The organism is Pandoraea morbifera, assembly GCF_902459575.1.
GTDB classification, from domain to species: domain Bacteria; phylum Pseudomonadota; class Gammaproteobacteria; order Burkholderiales; family Burkholderiaceae; genus Pandoraea; species Pandoraea morbifera.
Window position 1 is genome coordinate 64,758 of record NZ_CABPSD010000009.1, and the last position, 16,911, is coordinate 81,668.

A 16,911-nucleotide genomic window follows, 5' to 3' on the forward strand; every position below is an offset into this window, starting at 1 on the left:
GAACCGCTCAACGTCCGCGCATGAACAATTTGTCGAGGTCGCCGAGCGTGAGCTGGTACCAGGTGGGGCGCCCGTGATTGCATTGGTCGGCGCGTTCGGTCGCTTCCATCTGGCGCAGCAGCGCGTTCATCTCTTCATGCGTGAGGCGGCGGTTGGCGCGCACGGCCGTATGGCACGCGAGCGTGCCCAGCAGTTCGTGCTGACGCTCGGTGAGCACGCGCGAGCCGCCGTACTGGCGAAGGTCCGCAAGCACCGCGCGTGCAAGCGCCTGCACGTCGGCGCCGTCAAGCAGCGCGGGAATGGCGCGCACGGCAAGCGTCGTCGGGGAGATAGCCGCGAGGTCGAAGCCGAGCGCGGTGAGCGTTTCCTGATGCTCTTCGGCCGTGCCGATTTCCACCGGATCGGCGAAGAATGTCACCGGAATGAGCAGCGGCTGCACCGGTACGCGTTGCTCGAGCAGCGCCTGCTTGAAGCGCTCGTAAAGAATGCGCTCGTGCGCCGCGTGCATGTCGACGAGCACCAGCCCCTGGTCGTTCTGCGCCAGGATGTAGATGCCGTGCAGTTGTCCGAGTGCGAAGCCGAGCGGTTGGTCGGGCGCCGTGGCGTCCTGTGTGTCGCCGGGCCCGCTCGCATTGCCGTATGGCGCCGCCGGGGCGTCCGAGGCATGCGTGGCGCCCGGCTGGCCCGGCTGGCCATATGGGCGCGGTGCGGGCGGCGCCGCGCGTCCGAACAGGTTGTCGTAGACGGAAAGCGGCTGCGCTACCGGCAGCGTGCCTTGCTGCACGCGCGAACTCCAGCTGCTGCCCCCGGGCGTGCCGAAGCCGCCGCTCGGGCGTGCGCCCCCCAAGCCCCCCACGCCCGCGATGGCGCCAGGACCGGCGGCAAGGCCGCCGGTGTCCGTGAGGTGCGCGGCGTGCGTGGCGCCGCCGCTGCCGGCTGCGCGCGCGAGCGCACGCTGCACGGCATGGAAGACGAACTGGTGCACGCTGCGCGCGTCGCGGAATCGCACTTCGATCTTCGATGGGTGGACGTTCACGTCGACGAGTTGCGGCGGCAGCTCGAAATACAGCACGTAGGCGGGATAGCGATCGCCGTGAAGCACGTCTTCGTAGGCAGCGCGTACGGCGTGCGTGAGCAGCTTGTCGCGCACGAAGCGGCCGTTGACGAAGAAGAACTGCTGGTCGGCACGGCCTCGGCTGGCCGTGGGCAGGCCGACGAAACCGGACAGGCGAAGCTCGGCCGCCCCTTCGTCGAGCGCGAGATGGGCATCGGCAAAGTCGCTGCCGAGCACGCGCGAAACGCGCGTGGCCGCATCCGACGCATTCCAGTGCTCCACCGCGCGGTTGTTGTGCAGAATCGAGAAGCCGACGTCCGGGCGCGCCAGGGCGCTGCGGCGGATCACGTCCATGCAATGGCCGAATTCCGTTTGCTCGGTCTTCAGGAATTTGCGGCGCGCGGGGGTGTTGAAATACAGGTCGCGCACGTCGACGGTGGTGCCTACGGGGCCCGCCGCCGGCGTCAGCGCACCGGTGTTGCCGTCGATCGCGGTCGCGTGCGGCGCGTCGATCTGCCGGCTCGACAGCGTGAGCTGGGCGACTGACGCGATGGACGCAAGCGCCTCGCCCCGGAACCCGAGGGTGAGCACCGATTCGAGCTCGTCGAGTGAGCGGATCTTGCTGGTGGCGTGACGGGTGAGCGCGAGCGGCAACTGTTCGGCTGACATGCCGCCGCCGTCGTCGGTGATGGCGATGCGGCGCACACCCCCTTCCTCGAGCTTGATCTGAAGGGCGCGAGCCCCCGCGTCCAGGGCGTTTTCGAGCAATTCCTTGACCACGGAAGCCGGGCGTTCGACCACCTCGCCGGCGGCGATCTGGCTGATCAACTGGTCGGGAAGCACGCGAATGGCGCGCGCCGGCGCGAGGGCCGCCGGCATGGGGCCGGGGCGGCGCTCGGGAGCGTCGGGCGTGGCGTCGACGGGCACGGCGGCCGGGTCTTGCGCTGCGGGAGCGGGGGTCGGGGTGGCAGACATGGGAACCATTATAAAGGCAGCCCTCAAAGACATTGGTCCCGGGCGTTTCAGCCTGCGATACCCCTCTTAATTCGCAACTAATTTCCGTGTGCGAAGGTGTCGGCGGAAGATCGTCCCGTCCGATCCACCCGAACCGCCTGGCCGCTCACCGTCGGAAATCGCGGGAAATCGCGACAAATCGCGGGAAACCGTGGGAAGGTTGGGCGGGCGGACGGACGCGTCGGCACGCGACGCGAGATGGCATGAAAAACGCGTGACCCGGCCTGCCCCGGCCGTCATGCAGACTTAACGACGCCCGACGGCCGCGCTGGTATGATGCGACTCGTCGTGCGCCCGCAGGGACGGGCCGGCGTCCTTTATCTTGAGGAATCGTCTTGGATACTTTGGTGCAATTGCTGGAGATGGTGCTCCATATCGATAAACATCTGGGGGTGTTTATCGATCAGTACGGAAACTGGGTGTATCTGTTCCTGTTCATGATCGTGTTCGTGGAGACGGGGCTGGTGCTGTTTCCGTTCCTTCCCGGCGATTCCCTGCTGTTCATCGGCGGCGCTTTCGCGGCCACCGGCGCCATGGATCCATGGCTGCTCGGCGCGCTGCTTTTCATCGCGGCGGTGACCGGCAACACGCTCAACTATTGGATCGGCTCGAAGATCGGGCCGCGCGTCTACGAGAAGAACTGGCGATTTCTCGATCGCGACGCGCTGCGCAAGACTCACGACTTCTACGAACACCACGGCGGCAAGACGATCGTGATCGCGCGATTCGTGCCCGTGGTGCGCACGTTCGCCCCGTTCGTGGCGGGCGTGTCGGCCATGTCGTGGGCACGCTTCCAGCTCTATAACGTGATCGGCGCGGCCATCTGGGTCGCGCTGCTCGTGGGTGGCGGCCACCTGTTCGGCAACCTGCCGGTCGTCAAGCAGTACCTGAACGTCATCGTGCTGGTGGGTATCTCGGCCGCCGTCGTGCCGATCGCGCTCGGCGCGCTCTGGAAGATGTTCGCGCGCGGTCGTCGCCGCGAGCCGCAACGTCAGGGCGAATAAGGAGGCATACCGCGGCGCAGGCCGGTCGAATCGGGCCGGCACCGCGCCCGGCATGACCCGCAAAAAGATGGCGCATCCGGAAACCCGGACGCGCCATTTTGCTTTGCCCTTGCCGTTCGGTGTCAGGCCGTACGGTTCTTCGCGAGGGGGGGATTTTTCGCGAAGTAGGCCTTGATGCCCTTGAGCAGGGCGTTGGCGAGCCGTTCCTGGTAGGCGGGATCGTTCAGCGACTGTTCTTCCCTGGGGTTGCTGATGAAGGCCGTCTCGACCAGCACCGACGGGATATCCGGGGCCTTGAGCACGGCGAAGGCCGCTTGCTCGACATGCTTGCTGTGCAGGCGGTCCGCCACCGTGCCGATCTCGGCGAGCAGTGCCGTGCCGAACACCTTGCTGTCGCGGATCTGCGCGGTCGTCGACATGTCGAGCAGGGCGTGCGCCACTGCCCGGTCATTGGTCTTGATGTTCACGCCGCCGATCAGGTCGGAAGCGTTCTGCGTCTTCTCCAGCAAGCGCGCCGTCGCGCTCGTCGCGCCGCGCTCCGACAGCGCGAATACTGAGGCGCCGTTGGCCGACGGCGACGTGAAGGCGTCGGCGTGAATCGACATGAACAGATCGGCGTCCACGCGGCGCGCCTTCTGGACGCGCACGCCGAGCGGCACGAAGAAGTCGGCGTCGCGGGTCATCATGGCGCGCATGTTGGGCTGGGCGTCGATCTTCTCGCGCAGCCGCTTGGCAATCTGCAGCACCACAACCTTTTCGTACGTGCCGCTGCTGCCGATCGCGCCGGGGTCCTCCCCGCCATGACCGGGGTCGATGGCGATGGTGAGCAGGCGTGCCGTCTTCGGCCCGCGCGCGGGCGGCGTGGGCAGGCCGTCGTCGCTTTCGTTCCCGCGCTGGGCGAGCGGCGGCGTCCTGTCCGGCGCCGGCGTCGGACGTGACACACGCGGGCCGGGCTCGCGCTGCGCATAACGCTGGAAGAACGCTTCGCTCTCGTCCGTGCTCGGAGTGCCCGTCCCCGCGCCCGCACCCGGAGTGGCGGGCGGCGGGTTCTGAGCGAGCGCCTCGGCCTTGCGGCTGGACTTCGCGAGCAACTCCATGAGCGGGTCGGGCTCGACGGCCGGATACAGGTCGAACACCGTGCGGTACTTGTAGCCGGCCACCGGCGGCAGCGTGAACGATTGGGGCTTCACCCCGGCCTTCAGGTCGAAGACCATGCGCACCACGCCGGGCTTGAACTGCCCCACGCGCACCTGCATGATCTGCGGATCGTTCGGCTGGATCTTGGAGACGAGATCGCGCAGCGTCGGACTCAGATCGACTTCGTCGAGATCGATCACAAAACGGTTCGGACTCTCCATCAACTGCTGCTGGAACTTGACCGGATTGTCCGTCTCGAGCGTGACGCGCGTGTAATCCTTGGCCGGCCAGACTCGCACTGCCACGATGGCATTGGCGCGCGCGAGGCGGGGTCCGGCTAGGGCGAGGATCAGTGTGGATGCGCCCGCGCGCAGTGCTCGGCGTCGGCCGGCATTGGGCGATGAGGCGTCATCGGTTCGGGCAAAGCGTTTGATCAGCATGAGTTCAGGCAAGCAAGACCCGCCGGCGTGTAGGCGCTCGTCGTCAGACGGCGGCTGTTGCCCACGGGTTCCAGCCAAAGGTGCAAATCGGGGGTGCCGAGCAGGCCTTCGGCTTTTTCCGGCCATTCGACCAGACACAGCGCGTCTCCCGAGAAGTGCTCGCGAAAGCCCGTGTCATGCCATTCGGCCGGATCGGCAAAGCGGTACAGGTCGAAATGATAGACCGGCAACACGCCATGGGGTGTGTCGATGTTGTAGGGTTCACACAGTGCGTAGGTGGGACTTTTGACGCGTCCCGTGTGCCCCAGCGCCCGCAGCAGCGCCCGCACGAGCGTGGTTTTGCCCGCGCCGAGATCGCCCGAGAGCTGCACGTGAAGGCCCGCATGCGCCGCGTCGGTGTGCGTCATGCGGGCCACGATCACGCGCGCGAGGGCCGCCGCGAAGGCTTCGGTCGCGGTTTCGTCCGGCAACGCGAAAACGCGCTCGCCCAGCGGGGGCGGCGCCGAAGAATCGGACATGGCGGGCATTGCGTAAAATGGAGTCGATGAAAGCTTCCGTGATTTTCCCCGCTACCGCCGCACAAGTCGAGCCATCGACGCCTCCGAACGCTTCGGAAGTGTCGTCATCGCGCGACAATGCGACATCTCTCGCGCTCGATGCCGGGCGCCTGAGCGCGCTTGTCGCACAAATTCGCGAGTGGGGACGTGAGTTGGGGTTCGACAAGGTCGGCATCACGGACACCGATCTCTCGCACGCCGAACCGGGCCTGCAACAGTGGCTCGACGACGGTTGTCATGGCGATATGGACTACATGGCCACGCACGGCATGAAGCGCGCGCGCCCCGCCGAACTGGTGCCTGGCACCGTGCGCGCGATTTCCGTGCGCATGAATTACCTGCCCAGCGACACCGACACCGCGACCTGGCGCGAGCGCGAGGCCGCGCGCGCTGCCGTGCCGGGCGAAGCCGTGGTGTCGCTCTACGCCCGGGGGCGCGATTATCACAAGGTCGTGCGCAATCGCCTGCAGCAATTGGCCGACCGGATCTGCGAGTCGATCGGGCCGTTTGGGTACCGCGCGTTTACCGATTCCGCCCCGATCCTCGAAGTCGAACTCGCGCAGAAGGCCGGCCTCGGCTGGCGTGGCAAGCATACGCTGCTGCTTTCGCGCGACGCCGGGTCGCTCTTCTTCCTCGGCGAAATCCTGATCGATTTGCCGCTGCCGGTGGATGTCGACGCAGCCATCGAGCCTCGCGATACTCATGGCACGCGCGGCGACGCAGGGGCGAGGGCGTTGCAGCGCGGCGAACACTGCGGGCAGTGTCGGCGATGCCGCGACGTATGTCCGACCGGCGCCATCACCGAGGACTTTCGTGTCGACGCGCGGCTGTGCGTGTCATATCTGACGATCGAACACAAGGGCGCGATTCCCGAACCGTTGCGCGCGAAGATGGGCAACCGGATTTACGGTTGCGACGATTGCCAGCTCTATTGTCCGTGGAACAAATTCGCGCAACCGGCCTCGGTTCCCGATTTCGCGGTGCGCAACGGTCTGGATCGCGCCTCGCTGGTCGAGCTGTTCGCATGGAGCGAAACCGACTTCACGCAGAAACTGGCCGGCAGTCCGATCCGGCGCATCGGTCATGAGCGGTGGCTGCGCAATCTGGCGGTCGGGCTGGGCAATGCCTTGCGCGAGACGGCCGACGCCGGCGCCCGGACCTCGTTGCGCGACGCCTTGCTCGCGCGACGCGATCATCCCAGTGCCCTGGTGCGCGAGCACATCGAATGGGCGCTGGCTCAGGAAGGAGTCACCGTTTGACCAAGCGCACACCTCCGCCGGTGCACGTCAACGACGAGGCTGACGACGACTTCGGCGCGGCCCCCGACCCGTTCGACGAGGCCGGGGAACCCTTCGAACAGGCAGCGCTCGGCGCCGCGGATGCCGACCCTCCTGATGGGCACGACCGCGAGGCCGCCGCGCTCGCTTTCGATGCCGACGGCGCGACCTACATTCGCAGCGCCTCGCTCATCGATCAGTTCTGCGACACGCTCTGGCTCGAAGACGGTCTCTCGCGCAACACCCTCGACGCCTATCGGCGCGACTTGCGTCTTTTCGCGCAGTGGCTGGCTGCGACCCGCGACACGTCGCTCGACGGCGTGGACGAGGCGGCACTCAGCGCCTACCTCGCGTGGCGGCGCGACAGTCTGGCGAGCAGCGTGAACCGGCGTCTGTCGGTCTTCAAGCGGTTCTATCAATGGGCCTTGCGCGAGCACATCGCACGGCAGGATCCGTGTCTGCGCGTCGCTTCGGCCAAGCGCGCGCAGCGGCTGCCCTCGACATTATCGGAAGCGCAGGTCGAAGCGTTGCTCGCCGCTCCCGATCTCACCCAGCCGCTTGGCCTGCGGGACCGGGCCATGCTCGAATTGATGTACGCGAGCGGGTTGCGCGTGTCGGAGCTGGTTTCGCTCAAGACCATCGAAGTGGGCCTGAACGAGGGTGTGCTGCGCATTTTCGGCAAAGGTGCGAAGGAGCGGCTCGTGCCGTTCGGCGAGGAGGCGAATGGATGGCTCACGCGTTATCTGGCCGAGAGCCGGGGCGTGCTGCTTGCCGGGCGCGCGTGCGACACGCTGTTCGTTACCCAGCGTGGCGAGGGCATGACGCGGCAGGCCTTCTGGTATCTGATCAAGCGCTATGCCTTGCAGGCGGACATTCGCGCACCGCTTTCGCCGCACACGCTGCGCCACGCCTTCGCCACGCACCTGATCAATCACGGCGCCGACCTGCGCGTGGTGCAGTTGTTGCTCGGCCACGCCGACATCTCCACCACGCAGATCTATACGCACGTCGCGCGCGAGCGTCTCAAGTCGCTGCACGCGCAGCATCACCCGCGAGGCTGATCGGGCGCGGGCACGCCAAGGTGCCGCGCGAGGCCCCTCAGAGCAATGCCTTGAGTCTGTGCTTGAGGACCTTGCCGGTCGATGCGGCGGGCAGGGCGTCGAGCACCCGAATTTGTGCCGGGCGCTTGTACGGCGCGAGGCGCTGCGCTGCCCACGCCGCCAGGCCCGGTTCGTCGATGACGTGGCCCGGACGTGCCTCCACGAACGCGATCACCTGTTCGTTCCCTTCGTGTTCGCGACCGAGCACGGCGGCCTGAAGCACGTCCGGATGGCTCGCGAGCGCTTGTTCGACCTCGATCGGGTAGACATTGAAACCGGAGTGAATGATCAGTTCCCGGGCGCGTCCGGCGAGAAAAAGCGCGCCGTCGGCGGCGCGGCGCCCCAGGTCGCCGGTGCGTAGCCAACCGTCGGCGCTCACGGCGGCGGCCGTCAGCTCGGGTGCGCGATAGTAGCCCAGCATGACGTTCGGGCCGCGCACCCACAGTTCGCCGACCTCGCCGTCGGGCACGTCGCGGCCGTCGCGATCGACGATCCGCACCGCCACGCCCGGGATGACCGGTCCCACGGCACAATCGTCGCGCGGCGCATCGAGCAGCGTCTGCGACACGGTGGGGCTGCTCTCGGTCAGCCCGTAGCCGTTATGGATCGGCAGGCCGTAGAACGCTTCGACGCGGGCCTTGAGCGCGGCGTCGAGCGGCGAGCCGCCCGAGTAGACGAAACGCAGCCGCGGCGCGACCAGCGGTACCCCCTGCGTCGCCACATGCGCCATCAGGCGGGCGTGCATGGCAGGCACGCCCTGCAGGATGGTCAGGCCGTCGTGGGCGAGCGAGTCGAGCACGGCCTCCGGGCTGAAGCGCGCGGCCAGTCGGAGCGTGCCGCCCGCGTAGAGCGTGCCGAGGCACACCGACGTGAGGCCGTAGACGTGGGAAATCGGCAGCACACCGTATGCGATGTCGTCGGCGCTCACGCGCCGCAATGTGCTGGACACCGCGGCGATGAACATCAGGTTGCGATGCGACAGGCGCACGCCCTTCGGCGTGCCTGTCGTGCCCGTCGTATAGATGAGCGCCGCGCATTGGGTCGCCGGGTCTGCCGAGACGGGCTCGGCGGCACTCTCGTCGTCGACGTCGGACACTGCGATGGCGCCCAGCGCGAGTTCGGTCCAGGCCACCTTCGCGGCGTCGGCACGCGCGTGGGCAGCCGCGTCGGGCGAGGCGTCGATCGTGTAAATGGCACAGCGCGGGCGCGCATGCGCGCGGATCACGCTTAGCTCGGCGGACGACAGGCGGGCGTTGCACAGCAGCGGCCATGCGTCGAGCGACGCCGTGGCGAGAAGCAACACCACATATGCGATGCCGTTCTCGCCAACGATCATGACGCGATCGCCGCCACGCACGCCATGCGCGCGCAGTCGGTCCGCACTCGCGGCCACGGCGTTCGCGAGTTCGCCGTAGGTCATCCGTCCGAAGTCGTCGATCAGCGCGATGCGCGCGGGCGCGTTCGAGGCAATGCGCGCGGGCAGGGCGTCGATGCGGGCGGGAAGCGTCGCGAGCAACGCGGCAACTGACGGGTCCGAGTCCGGCATGGCGGGGGCGTCTGAGGTGTCGGTAGGGGCTGACATGGGCGCATTGTAATGCGCCCGGCGCCATCGGACAGCGAAGACACGGTCAGCGAAGACAGGGACAGGGACGTCGGACAATGCCGGGAGCGCCGACGAGCATCGGCAGTGCGGCACCCGATGGCCGCGGCCGCATGATGTCACCGCACGCACGACGGGTTTCATTACAATAGGCGCCCATGAGCAAGACCAAACATGTCTCGGAAACGCCGGCCACGCAGTTTCTGAAGCAAAAGCAAGTGGCCTTTACCGAGCACGTCTACGAGTATGTCGAGCATGGCGGGACCGGCGAGTCGGCGCGACAGCTCGGCGTGGACGAGCACGCCGTCGTCAAGACGCTCGTCATGGAAGACGACAAGGCCAAGCCGCTGATCGTGCTGATGCATGGCGACCGCACGGTCTCCACGAAGAACCTTGCCCGTCAGATCGGTGCGAAGCGCGTCGAGCCCTGCAAGCCGGAAGTCGCACAGCGGCATTCGGGCTACATGGTGGGTGGCACGTCGCCGTTCGGCACCAAGCGAGCGATGGTGGTGTACGTGGAGGCGTCGGTGCTCGACTTGCCGAAGATCTACATCAACGGCGGACGTCGCGGCTATCTCGTCGGCATTGCGCCGCAGGTGCTGCTCAACGCACTGGGTGCGAAGCCGGTCAACTGCGCCTTGAGCGACGATTGAGCGCCTGCGGCTACGGCGATTCGGCGCGTCGCGCGTCTCGGCTCGCGGTGCGCGGGCCAACACTGGCGGTAACGAGCGTCGCCCTGGGACTTTGGGCGCTGGCGCAACCCCGTGTTTGCCAGAATGGGGCGCCGGGGCCGCTCAAGTAGAATGGCGCCCATCACAAATTCTCCTCACTCACGAAGTTCATGGCCACACTGGTTTTTATCGTCCTTGCGTATCTGATGGGCTCGGTTCCCTTTGCGGTGATCGTCAGCCGCACCATGGGCCTCGCGGACCCGCGCAGCTACGGCTCGGGCAATCCGGGGGCCACGAACGTGCTGCGCTCCGGCAACAAGAAAGCGGCCGTGCTCACGCTGGTTGGCGACGCCCTCAAGGGCTGGCTGGCCGTCTATCTGGCGCAGCGCTTCGCCGACGCCTGGGGGGTGGGCGATTTCGGCCTCGCGGCGGTCGCGCTCGCGGTGTTCGTCGGTCACCTGTACCCGGTCTTCCTGCGCTTCGCCGGGGGCAAGGGCGTGGCGACGGCGGCCGGGGTACTGATCGCCATCGATCCGATCCTCGGCCTCGCCGTGGTCGCCACGTGGCTCATCATTGCGATCTTTTTCCGCTACTCGTCGCTCGCCGCGCTGGTCTCCGCCGTGTTCGCGCCGCTTTACTACGTGTTCATGTTCGGATTCGGGCCGTATGCGCCGGCGGTCATCGTCATGGCGATCCTGCTGATCTATCGTCACCGCGCAAACATCGGCAAGCTGATCGCCGGCAAGGAAAGTCGCATCGGGCAAAAGAAGTGAGCCGGGCCGGCCGGTCGACGCCCAACAAAAAACCCGCAGTGAAGCTGCGGGTTTTTTGTGTCTGCCGGCCCGCGAGACAGGCGACCGCGACGATCAGTCGCGGAAGTTGTTGAAGTCCAGCGGCGTGTCGGTCACGTCCTTGCGCAGCAGCGCGATGGCGCTTTGGAGATCGTCGCGCTTGGCGCCCGAGATGCGCACGCTGTCGCCCTGGATGCTCGCCTGCACCTTCATCTTGCTGTCCTTGATCAGACGCACGATCTTCTTGGCCAGATCGCCCTCCACGCCCTTTTTCACCTTGACGACCTGCTTGACCTTGTCGCCGCTGACCTTCTCGATCTTGCCGTAGTCGAGGAAGCGCACGTCGACGTTGCGCTTGGCCATCTTGCTCACGAGCACCTGCGTGACCTGATCGAGCTTGAAGTTGTCGTCGGCGAACAGCGTGAGTTCCTGATCCTTGTGCTCGACGCGCGAGTCCGATCCCTTGAAGTCGAATCGCGTCGAGATCTCCTTGTTGGCCTGATCGACGGCGTTCTTGACCTCTACCATGTTGGCTTCGCTAACCACGTCAAACGATGGCATCTGGCTCTCCTGAATTGAAAAGGGTTCGTGGAGCGGCACGACGGGCATGCCGCAGGCATTCGGCGTTGGCGCGGGACGCGCCGCGCGGCCGGTATAATGATGCGCAAAATTCTTTCGCCCGACATTGTAATTCAGCCGTCGGTCCCGCGTCCGTCCCGGCGGCGCCCACTGGCTCTCCCATATTCCATGCTCCAGTTGCAACGCGACGTCAGCCTGCGCGATTTCAATACCTTCGGTTTGCCCGCGAGCGCCCGCTATGTCGTGACGATCGACAGCGAAGCGGCCCTGCTCGAGGCGTTGGCCATGCCCGAGCTGGCAGGCGTGCCGCGCCTGGTGCTCGGTGGTGGCAGCAACGTGGTGCTCACGCGCGATTTCGATGGCGTGGTCTTTCGCATGGCGATCCGCGGCCGCGAGCGGCTCGCTGACGATGTCCACGCCCGTTACGTGCGTGGCGGCGCCGGCGAGGTCTGGCACGACTTCGTCGACTGGGCGCTCGCACAGGGCTGTGCCGGTCTCGAGAACCTCGCCCTGATTCCCGGCACATTGGGCGCCGCCCCGATCCAGAATATCGGCGCTTACGGGCTCGAGCTCGCCGAGCGTCTTGCCCACGTGCGCGCGCTCGACACCACCACGGGTGCATTCGTCACGCTCTCGCGTGAGGAATGCGCGTTCGGCTATCGGGATTCCTGCTTCAAGCACGAACCGGGTCGCTACATCATCGTGGCCGTCACGTTGCGCCTGCCTCAGCCGTGGCAGCCGGTGACCGGCTATGCCGATGTGGCACGCACGCTGGCCGAGGCCGGCATCGATCGGCCCTCGGCGCGGCAGATCTTCGACGCTGTCGTGGACATTCGCCGGCGCAAGCTGCCCGACCCCGCGGAACTGGGCAATGCCGGCAGCTTCTTCAAGAACCCGGTGGTCGATGCCGCTACGTTCGCCGCGTTGCGCGAGCGCTCACCGCAAGCGGTCGGCTACGCGCAGCCCGACGGCTCATGGAAGGTGGCCGCCGGCTGGCTGATCGACCAATGCGGCTGGCGCGGCAAATCGCTTGGGAAAGCCGGCGTGCACGAGCGTCAGGCGCTGGTGCTCGTCAATCGCGGCGGCGCGAGCGGCGCCGACATCGTCGCGCTCGCTCGCGCGGTGCAAGCGAGCGTGCAGGAGCGCTTCGGCATTCGCCTCGACCCGGAACCGCTCATGCTTTGATGGCCGTGGCGTCGGGCAGCCGCTGCAGGTAGTCGCGCCGCAGGTCCACGCTGGAGCGCACACCCACGTCGGCATAGTGCTCGTCGAGCCAGCGCGCGGCCGCCTCGCGGCCACGGTCGCGCAGCGTTGTCAGGAAATGCCAGTCGGTCACGAATTTCGTCGATGACGACAGGTCGTAAAGCTCCTTGTCCGCCCGGATCGAATGGATCAGCGGATACTTCAGACGCTTGCGAAACTCAGGCTTCAGCCACCCCTCGTCGAGCAGCTTGTGCACGAACGAGATGGCCCGGAATTCGCGCTGCAGCGACGCGTTGAACGTGATTTCGTTGACGCGATTCATGATCTGTCCCGGCAGCACGGGCTTCTCCTTTCGCTCGATCGGATTGATGTGCACGATCAGGATGTCGCTCGTCACCGTCTCGTAGTAGAAGGGGTAGAGCGCTGGATTGCCCAGGTAGCCGCCGTCCCAGTAGTAGTCTTCGTCGATCTTCACCGGCTTGAACAGCCACGGCAGGCAGGCTGACGCCATGGCTACGTCGAGCGTGATTTCGTGCGTCCGGAAGATGCGGATATTGCCGGTACGGATGTTCGTCGCGGACACGAACAGATGCGTGGCGGTACTCTCGCGCAAGCGCTCGAAGTCGACCTGCGCCTCGAGCACCGTGCGCAGCGGATTGATCTCCGCGGTCGGTTGCGAGAACGGCATCATCCACTGCTGCATGCTCTGCATCCAGTCGTGCCACACCGGGTACTCCGTTGGGCGGCCATTGAGCCAGCTGAAGACGGTTTGCGCCCATGCGGTGGCCGACGATCCGGCCTGCGACACGCCCAGCCAGAAGCTGTGCAGCGCTTCACGCGCCTTCTCGCGCGGGTCGACGCCCGGGCGATCGAGCAGCCCGTGAGCCAGCACCACCGCATTCATGGTGCCTGCCGACGCGCCGCTGATGCCTTCGAACTCGAGACGTCCGTCCTCGAGCAATTTATCCAGTACGCCCCACGCGTAGGCACCGTGCGCGCCGCCGCCCTGAAGCCCGAGGTCGATTCCCTTGCGTTTGGCGTTGCCGCGACGCGAGCGCGCCGCTTTCGGGGCCTTGGTGCGTGTTCTGGTGCGGGATGCGGCGCCGTCCGGTGGGAGCAGCGGGACGTCGCTCGGCTCGAGATCGGAGCCAGGGTCGCTCGCGCGCAGCGATGTCTCGGCCCGCTCGTCGGCAGGCGCCGAAGCGGTGGGATCACTGGCCGTGGCGTTGCCGTCGGGATCGTCGGCAAGGGTCTCGGCAGGTCGGGGGGGCAGACGCGACATAGTAAGTAGCGGCGCCGGGCCGCGCTGAACCGGCCGAGAGGGCGATGGCGCCGGTTGCCCCGCGCCGTCGCGATGCTGGCCGGTCGGTTAGCCGTAGTGGCAAACGTAATCGAGCGTCTCAACGACCTCGATATCGAACTTGCTGTCGCCCGGCACGGAAAACTGCTGGCCTGCGGCATATTCCTGCCATTCGCTCTGGCCTGCGAGGCGGATGCGGCAGCGTCCACCCGTGAGTTCCATGATTTCGGGCGCATCGGTGCCGAACTGGAGCGTGGCCGGGAAAATCACGCCCAGCGTCTTGCGCGTGCCGTCCGGGAACAACACGGTGTGCGAAACGCACTTGCCGTCGAAGTAGGTATTGGCGCGCTTGATTACAGAAACGTTGTCGAACTGCGTTGCGTTTTGCGTCATGACCGAATGCGGTATTGAATGCGAGGGAAAGTCGCATGGAGTGGTGAAGATGCCCATCCCCGCGGGACGGACGTGAATTCATGCTAGCACGTTTCGCGCGTCCACCCGGGAGCGTTTTGTGCATTGCACAACGGATTTGCCTCGTATTGGTGCATATGCCGAAATGTTCTGACGAAGGGATTTGACGATGCAGTGCGGCTATGAAACGCGCGCGTCTTTGTTGGACGGGAGGCGCGTCACGGATGATAGCGGAACGCTGATCGCGGTGGGGCGGGCGTGTCGCCCGAACAAGGCGGGAACGGAGTGAGAACGGCGCGGGAAGGAAGCGAGAATGAAGCGGAACCAAGGCGGCCGTGCAGCCTATTGGTGAGGCGAGGGAAACGCGAGACGGCGGGGGGCGACCCGGGCGGGCAGAGTACCGGCCCGGGCGTGGCGCAACCGCGTCAGACGCGGCCCAGCATCAGGTACTCCATGAGTGCCTTCTGGACATGCAGGCGGTTCTCGGCCTCGTCCCACACGACGCTTTGCGCGCCGTCGATCACGTCCGCCGAGACTTCCTCGCCACGATGGGCCGGCAGGCAGTGCATGAACAGCGCATCGGGCTTGGCCTGCTGCATCAGATCCGCATTGACGCACCATTGTGCGAAGGCCGCCTTGCGGGCTTCGTTCTCCGCTTCGAAGCCCATGCTGGTCCACACATCGGTCGACACCAGGTCGGCGCCCTTGCAGGCTTCGCGGGGGTCGTCGAACTCGCGCACGAACGGGCGGCTCGACTCCGCTACCATCGCCTGATCGAGACGGTAGCCCGGCGGCGTCGAAATGTTGAACTGGAACCCGAAGATCTCGGCTGCCTGGATCCACGTGTACGACATGTTGTTCGCGTCGCCGATCCACGTCACCGTCTTGCCCTTGATGGGGCCGCGATGCTCGTAATACGTGAAGATATCGGCCAGCACCTGACACGGGTGGTACTCGTTGGTCAGCCCGTTGATGACCGGCACGCGCGAATGTTGCGCGAAGCGCTCGATGATCTCCTGGCCGAACGTGCGGATCATGATGATGTCGGTCATGCGCGAGATGACCTGCGCGGCGTCTTCGATCGGCTCGCCGCGACCGAGCTGCGTGTCTCGCGTGTTCAGGAATACGGCATGCCCACCCAGTTGGTGAATGCCGGCTTCGAACGACAGACGCGTGCGGGTCGAGCTCTTCTCGAAGATCATCGCCAGCGTGCGGTCGTGCAGCGGATGGTAAGTCTCGTAGTTCTTGAATTTCTTCTTGAGGATGCGGGTGCGCTCAAGCACATAGTCGTACTCGTCGAGGGTCAGATCCGAAAACTGAAGGTAATGCTTGATGGGTTTGGCGGTGGTCATTTGGATGTTCTGCTGGAGGCCGCTCTCGCGGGAGTTCGCCGGGAACTCGCTCGCTTGCGGCACGACGAACAAGCCTTGAGGCCTGTCCCCCGATCAGGCGCGTGAAGGTGTTCTGCCGGTTGCTGGACTCGGGGGAACAGGCCCTAGTCTACCAAATCGTTTTGCCGTCACACGAAAAGCGTATCATCGACCCCGCTGCGGCACAGCCAAAAACGGCTGGCAAGACCGAAAAAAACGTCCGCAGCTGTGGTGGGGAGACGGGTTTGAGTCTTATATAAGATATAATACTGTCTCTGTCAGCAACGCTACCCGCGTACGGCTGGCCAGGTGTTTTTTGAGGTGATTGAGCGATATGACCGACCAGGTTTCCGCGCGCGAGTATTTCATCCAGGGCATCACCCGGGATGGCAAGAAGTTCCGGCCGAGCGACTGGGCGGAACGTCTGTGCGGTGTCTTGTCGTTCTGCGGCCGAAGCAATGCCGGCCCGAACGCATACATGCAGTACTCCCCCTACGTGCGTCCAATTATGGTGGGTGACGTCAAGTGCGTCGTCGTTGACGAGCGACTGCGCGATATCGAGCCGATGGCGTTCGATTTCGCGATGAATTTCGCGCGTGACAACGGTTTGCAACTGACGGAAGCCTGCATCGTCCCCGACGTCAAGTAATTCCCCCTTGGCCGTTTCCGGCCAGACGTGAGTGCCGGGCCTTTGGCCCTGACTCACCGTCGATCCGCCCGCCGCCCCGGCCGTCCTGAGGCCAACATCCCGCCTTCGTCCTTCTCCGTTCGCGATGCTTCCGGCCATTCATTCGCGCCGCTCTCCCGGATATGTCGTGGGGTTCATCGGCGATCAACGGCAGGCACGATTGAGGGGGAGGAGCGGGGCGTCACGCTGATGCGACGTTTGGCGCGGAAAAGAAAAAAGCCCGCGCGAAGCGGGCTTTTTAGTGTCCCGACCGTAGTCGGAACCGGCAAGCAACAGATGGTGTCTTGCTGACTTACGCAGCAGCCGACATCGCCTTGATGGCGGCCGACAGGCGGCTCTTCTGGCGAGCGGCGGTGTTCTTGTGAACGATGTTCTTGTCGGCAATGATGTCGATCGTCTTGGCCGAAGCGCGCAGCACTTCCTTGGCGGCAGCCTGATCGCCAGCGGCGATGGCCTTGCGGACAGCCTTCACTGCCGTGCGCAGGCGCGAACGCAGCGCCGAGTTGTGGGCGTTGATCTTAACGGTTTGACGCGCGCGCTTGCGTGCTTGTGCGGTATTTGCCATGTTCGGTGAATTCCTTGAATTGCTCCGCCTGATGCGGCTTCTATGCAGTTTGGCTCGGCTCCCTGGGAGACACGGTGGCCAGGAAGCAATCCATTGACTTCGAAACCGACGATTATAGCCGAAGGCCAACGGAAATTGCAACTTCTTTGC

At 65.6% G+C, this 16,911-nt stretch carries 16 protein-coding genes; 7 read left to right on the plus strand and 9 right to left on the minus strand.

The window, feature by feature from the left end; genetic code table 11:
- Positions 1–7: 7 nt before the first annotated feature.
- Complete coding sequence (gene mutL / locus PMO31116_RS15565) at positions 8–2,029, minus strand: DNA mismatch repair endonuclease MutL (protein ID WP_425494798.1); 2,022 nt, start codon at positions 2,027–2,029, stop codon at positions 8–10.
- A 374-nt stretch (positions 2,030–2,403) separates the two neighbouring features.
- On the opposite strand from mutL, the gene PMO31116_RS15570 reads away from it, so the two are divergent.
- Positions 2,404–3,072, plus strand: coding sequence for a VTT domain-containing protein (locus PMO31116_RS15570; protein ID WP_150567524.1), 669 nt, complete (start codon positions 2,404–2,406; stop codon positions 3,070–3,072).
- A gap of 122 nt (positions 3,073–3,194) precedes the next feature.
- Here PMO31116_RS15570 and PMO31116_RS15575 read toward each other — a convergent pair whose 3' ends face one another.
- The gene (locus PMO31116_RS15575) at positions 3,195–4,661 is read right to left on the minus strand and encodes an N-acetylmuramoyl-L-alanine amidase (protein WP_150567525.1); all 1,467 of its coding nucleotides are present in this window, start codon (positions 4,659–4,661) and stop codon (positions 3,195–3,197) included.
- Positions 4,643–5,176 carry a tRNA (adenosine(37)-N6)-threonylcarbamoyltransferase complex ATPase subunit type 1 TsaE gene (gene tsaE / locus PMO31116_RS15580; RefSeq protein ID WP_150567526.1) on the minus strand — a complete coding sequence of 178 codons (534 nt, stop codon included), beginning with the start codon at positions 5,174–5,176 and terminating at the stop codon, positions 4,643–4,645. The genes PMO31116_RS15575 and tsaE overlap by 19 nt, the downstream gene beginning before the upstream one ends.
- 8 nt (positions 5,177–5,184) lie before the next feature.
- On the opposite strand from tsaE, the gene queG reads away from it, so the two are divergent.
- Positions 5,185–6,465 carry a tRNA epoxyqueuosine(34) reductase QueG gene (gene queG / locus PMO31116_RS15585; protein WP_150567527.1) on the plus strand — a complete coding sequence of 427 codons (1,281 nt, stop codon included), beginning with the start codon at positions 5,185–5,187 and terminating at the stop codon, positions 6,463–6,465.
- A gap of 191 nt (positions 6,466–6,656) precedes the next feature.
- A complete protein-coding gene (gene xerD / locus PMO31116_RS15590) occupies positions 6,657–7,544 on the plus strand; it encodes a site-specific tyrosine recombinase XerD (protein ID WP_150567667.1) in 888 nt (295 codons plus the stop codon).
- 37 nt (positions 7,545–7,581) lie between these two features.
- Here the strand turns inward: xerD and PMO31116_RS15595 are convergent, their stop codons facing one another.
- Entirely contained in the window at positions 7,582–9,165 is a 1,584-nt protein-coding gene (locus tag PMO31116_RS15595) for a class I adenylate-forming enzyme family protein (RefSeq protein ID WP_246185321.1), read from the minus strand.
- A 176-nt stretch (positions 9,166–9,341) separates the two neighbouring features.
- On the opposite strand from PMO31116_RS15595, the gene ybaK reads away from it, so the two are divergent.
- Complete coding sequence (gene ybaK, locus PMO31116_RS15600) at positions 9,342–9,836, plus strand: Cys-tRNA(Pro) deacylase (RefSeq protein WP_150567528.1); 495 nt, start codon at positions 9,342–9,344, stop codon at positions 9,834–9,836.
- A gap of 188 nt (positions 9,837–10,024) precedes the next feature.
- A complete protein-coding gene (gene plsY, locus PMO31116_RS15605; protein ID WP_150567529.1) occupies positions 10,025–10,627 on the plus strand; it encodes a glycerol-3-phosphate 1-O-acyltransferase PlsY in 603 nt (200 codons plus the stop codon).
- A gap of 93 nt (positions 10,628–10,720) precedes the next feature.
- On the opposite strand, the gene PMO31116_RS15610 is transcribed toward plsY, so the two are convergent.
- Complete coding sequence (locus PMO31116_RS15610; protein ID WP_150567530.1) at positions 10,721–11,206, minus strand: YajQ family cyclic di-GMP-binding protein; 486 nt, start codon at positions 11,204–11,206, stop codon at positions 10,721–10,723.
- 186 nt (positions 11,207–11,392) lie between these two features.
- Here PMO31116_RS15610 and murB point away from each other — a divergent pair, with 186 nt between their 5' ends.
- The gene (gene murB / locus PMO31116_RS15615) at positions 11,393–12,409 is read left to right on the plus strand and encodes a UDP-N-acetylmuramate dehydrogenase (RefSeq protein ID WP_150567531.1); all 1,017 of its coding nucleotides are present in this window, start codon (positions 11,393–11,395) and stop codon (positions 12,407–12,409) included.
- Here the strand turns inward: murB and PMO31116_RS15620 are convergent.
- From PMO31116_RS15620 to argF, 3 genes are all read right to left on the minus strand, one after another.
- Positions 12,399–13,709 carry a patatin-like phospholipase family protein gene (locus PMO31116_RS15620; RefSeq protein WP_246185322.1) on the minus strand — a complete coding sequence of 437 codons (1,311 nt, stop codon included), beginning with the start codon at positions 13,707–13,709 and terminating at the stop codon, positions 12,399–12,401. The two genes, murB and PMO31116_RS15620, sit on opposite strands and share 11 nt — an antisense overlap.
- A gap of 87 nt (positions 13,710–13,796) precedes the next feature.
- Positions 13,797–14,120, minus strand: coding sequence for a pyrimidine/purine nucleoside phosphorylase (ppnP, locus tag PMO31116_RS15625; RefSeq protein WP_150567532.1), 324 nt, complete (start codon positions 14,118–14,120; stop codon positions 13,797–13,799).
- A gap of 443 nt (positions 14,121–14,563) precedes the next feature.
- Positions 14,564–15,490: an ornithine carbamoyltransferase gene (argF, locus tag PMO31116_RS15630; RefSeq protein WP_150567533.1), complete on the minus strand. Its 927-nt coding sequence runs from the start codon at positions 15,488–15,490 to the stop codon at positions 14,564–14,566.
- 352 nt (positions 15,491–15,842) lie between these two features.
- Between argF and PMO31116_RS15635 the strand changes: the two genes are divergently transcribed.
- Positions 15,843–16,157, plus strand: a complete 315-nt coding sequence (locus tag PMO31116_RS15635; protein WP_150567534.1) for a DUF3579 domain-containing protein — start codon at positions 15,843–15,845, stop codon at positions 16,155–16,157.
- Positions 16,158–16,488: 331 nt separating this feature from the next.
- Here the strand turns inward: PMO31116_RS15635 and rpsT are convergent, their stop codons facing one another.
- Entirely contained in the window at positions 16,489–16,761 is a 273-nt protein-coding gene (gene rpsT, locus PMO31116_RS15640) for a 30S ribosomal protein S20 (protein WP_150567535.1), read from the minus strand.
- Positions 16,762–16,911: the final 150 nt, after the last annotated feature.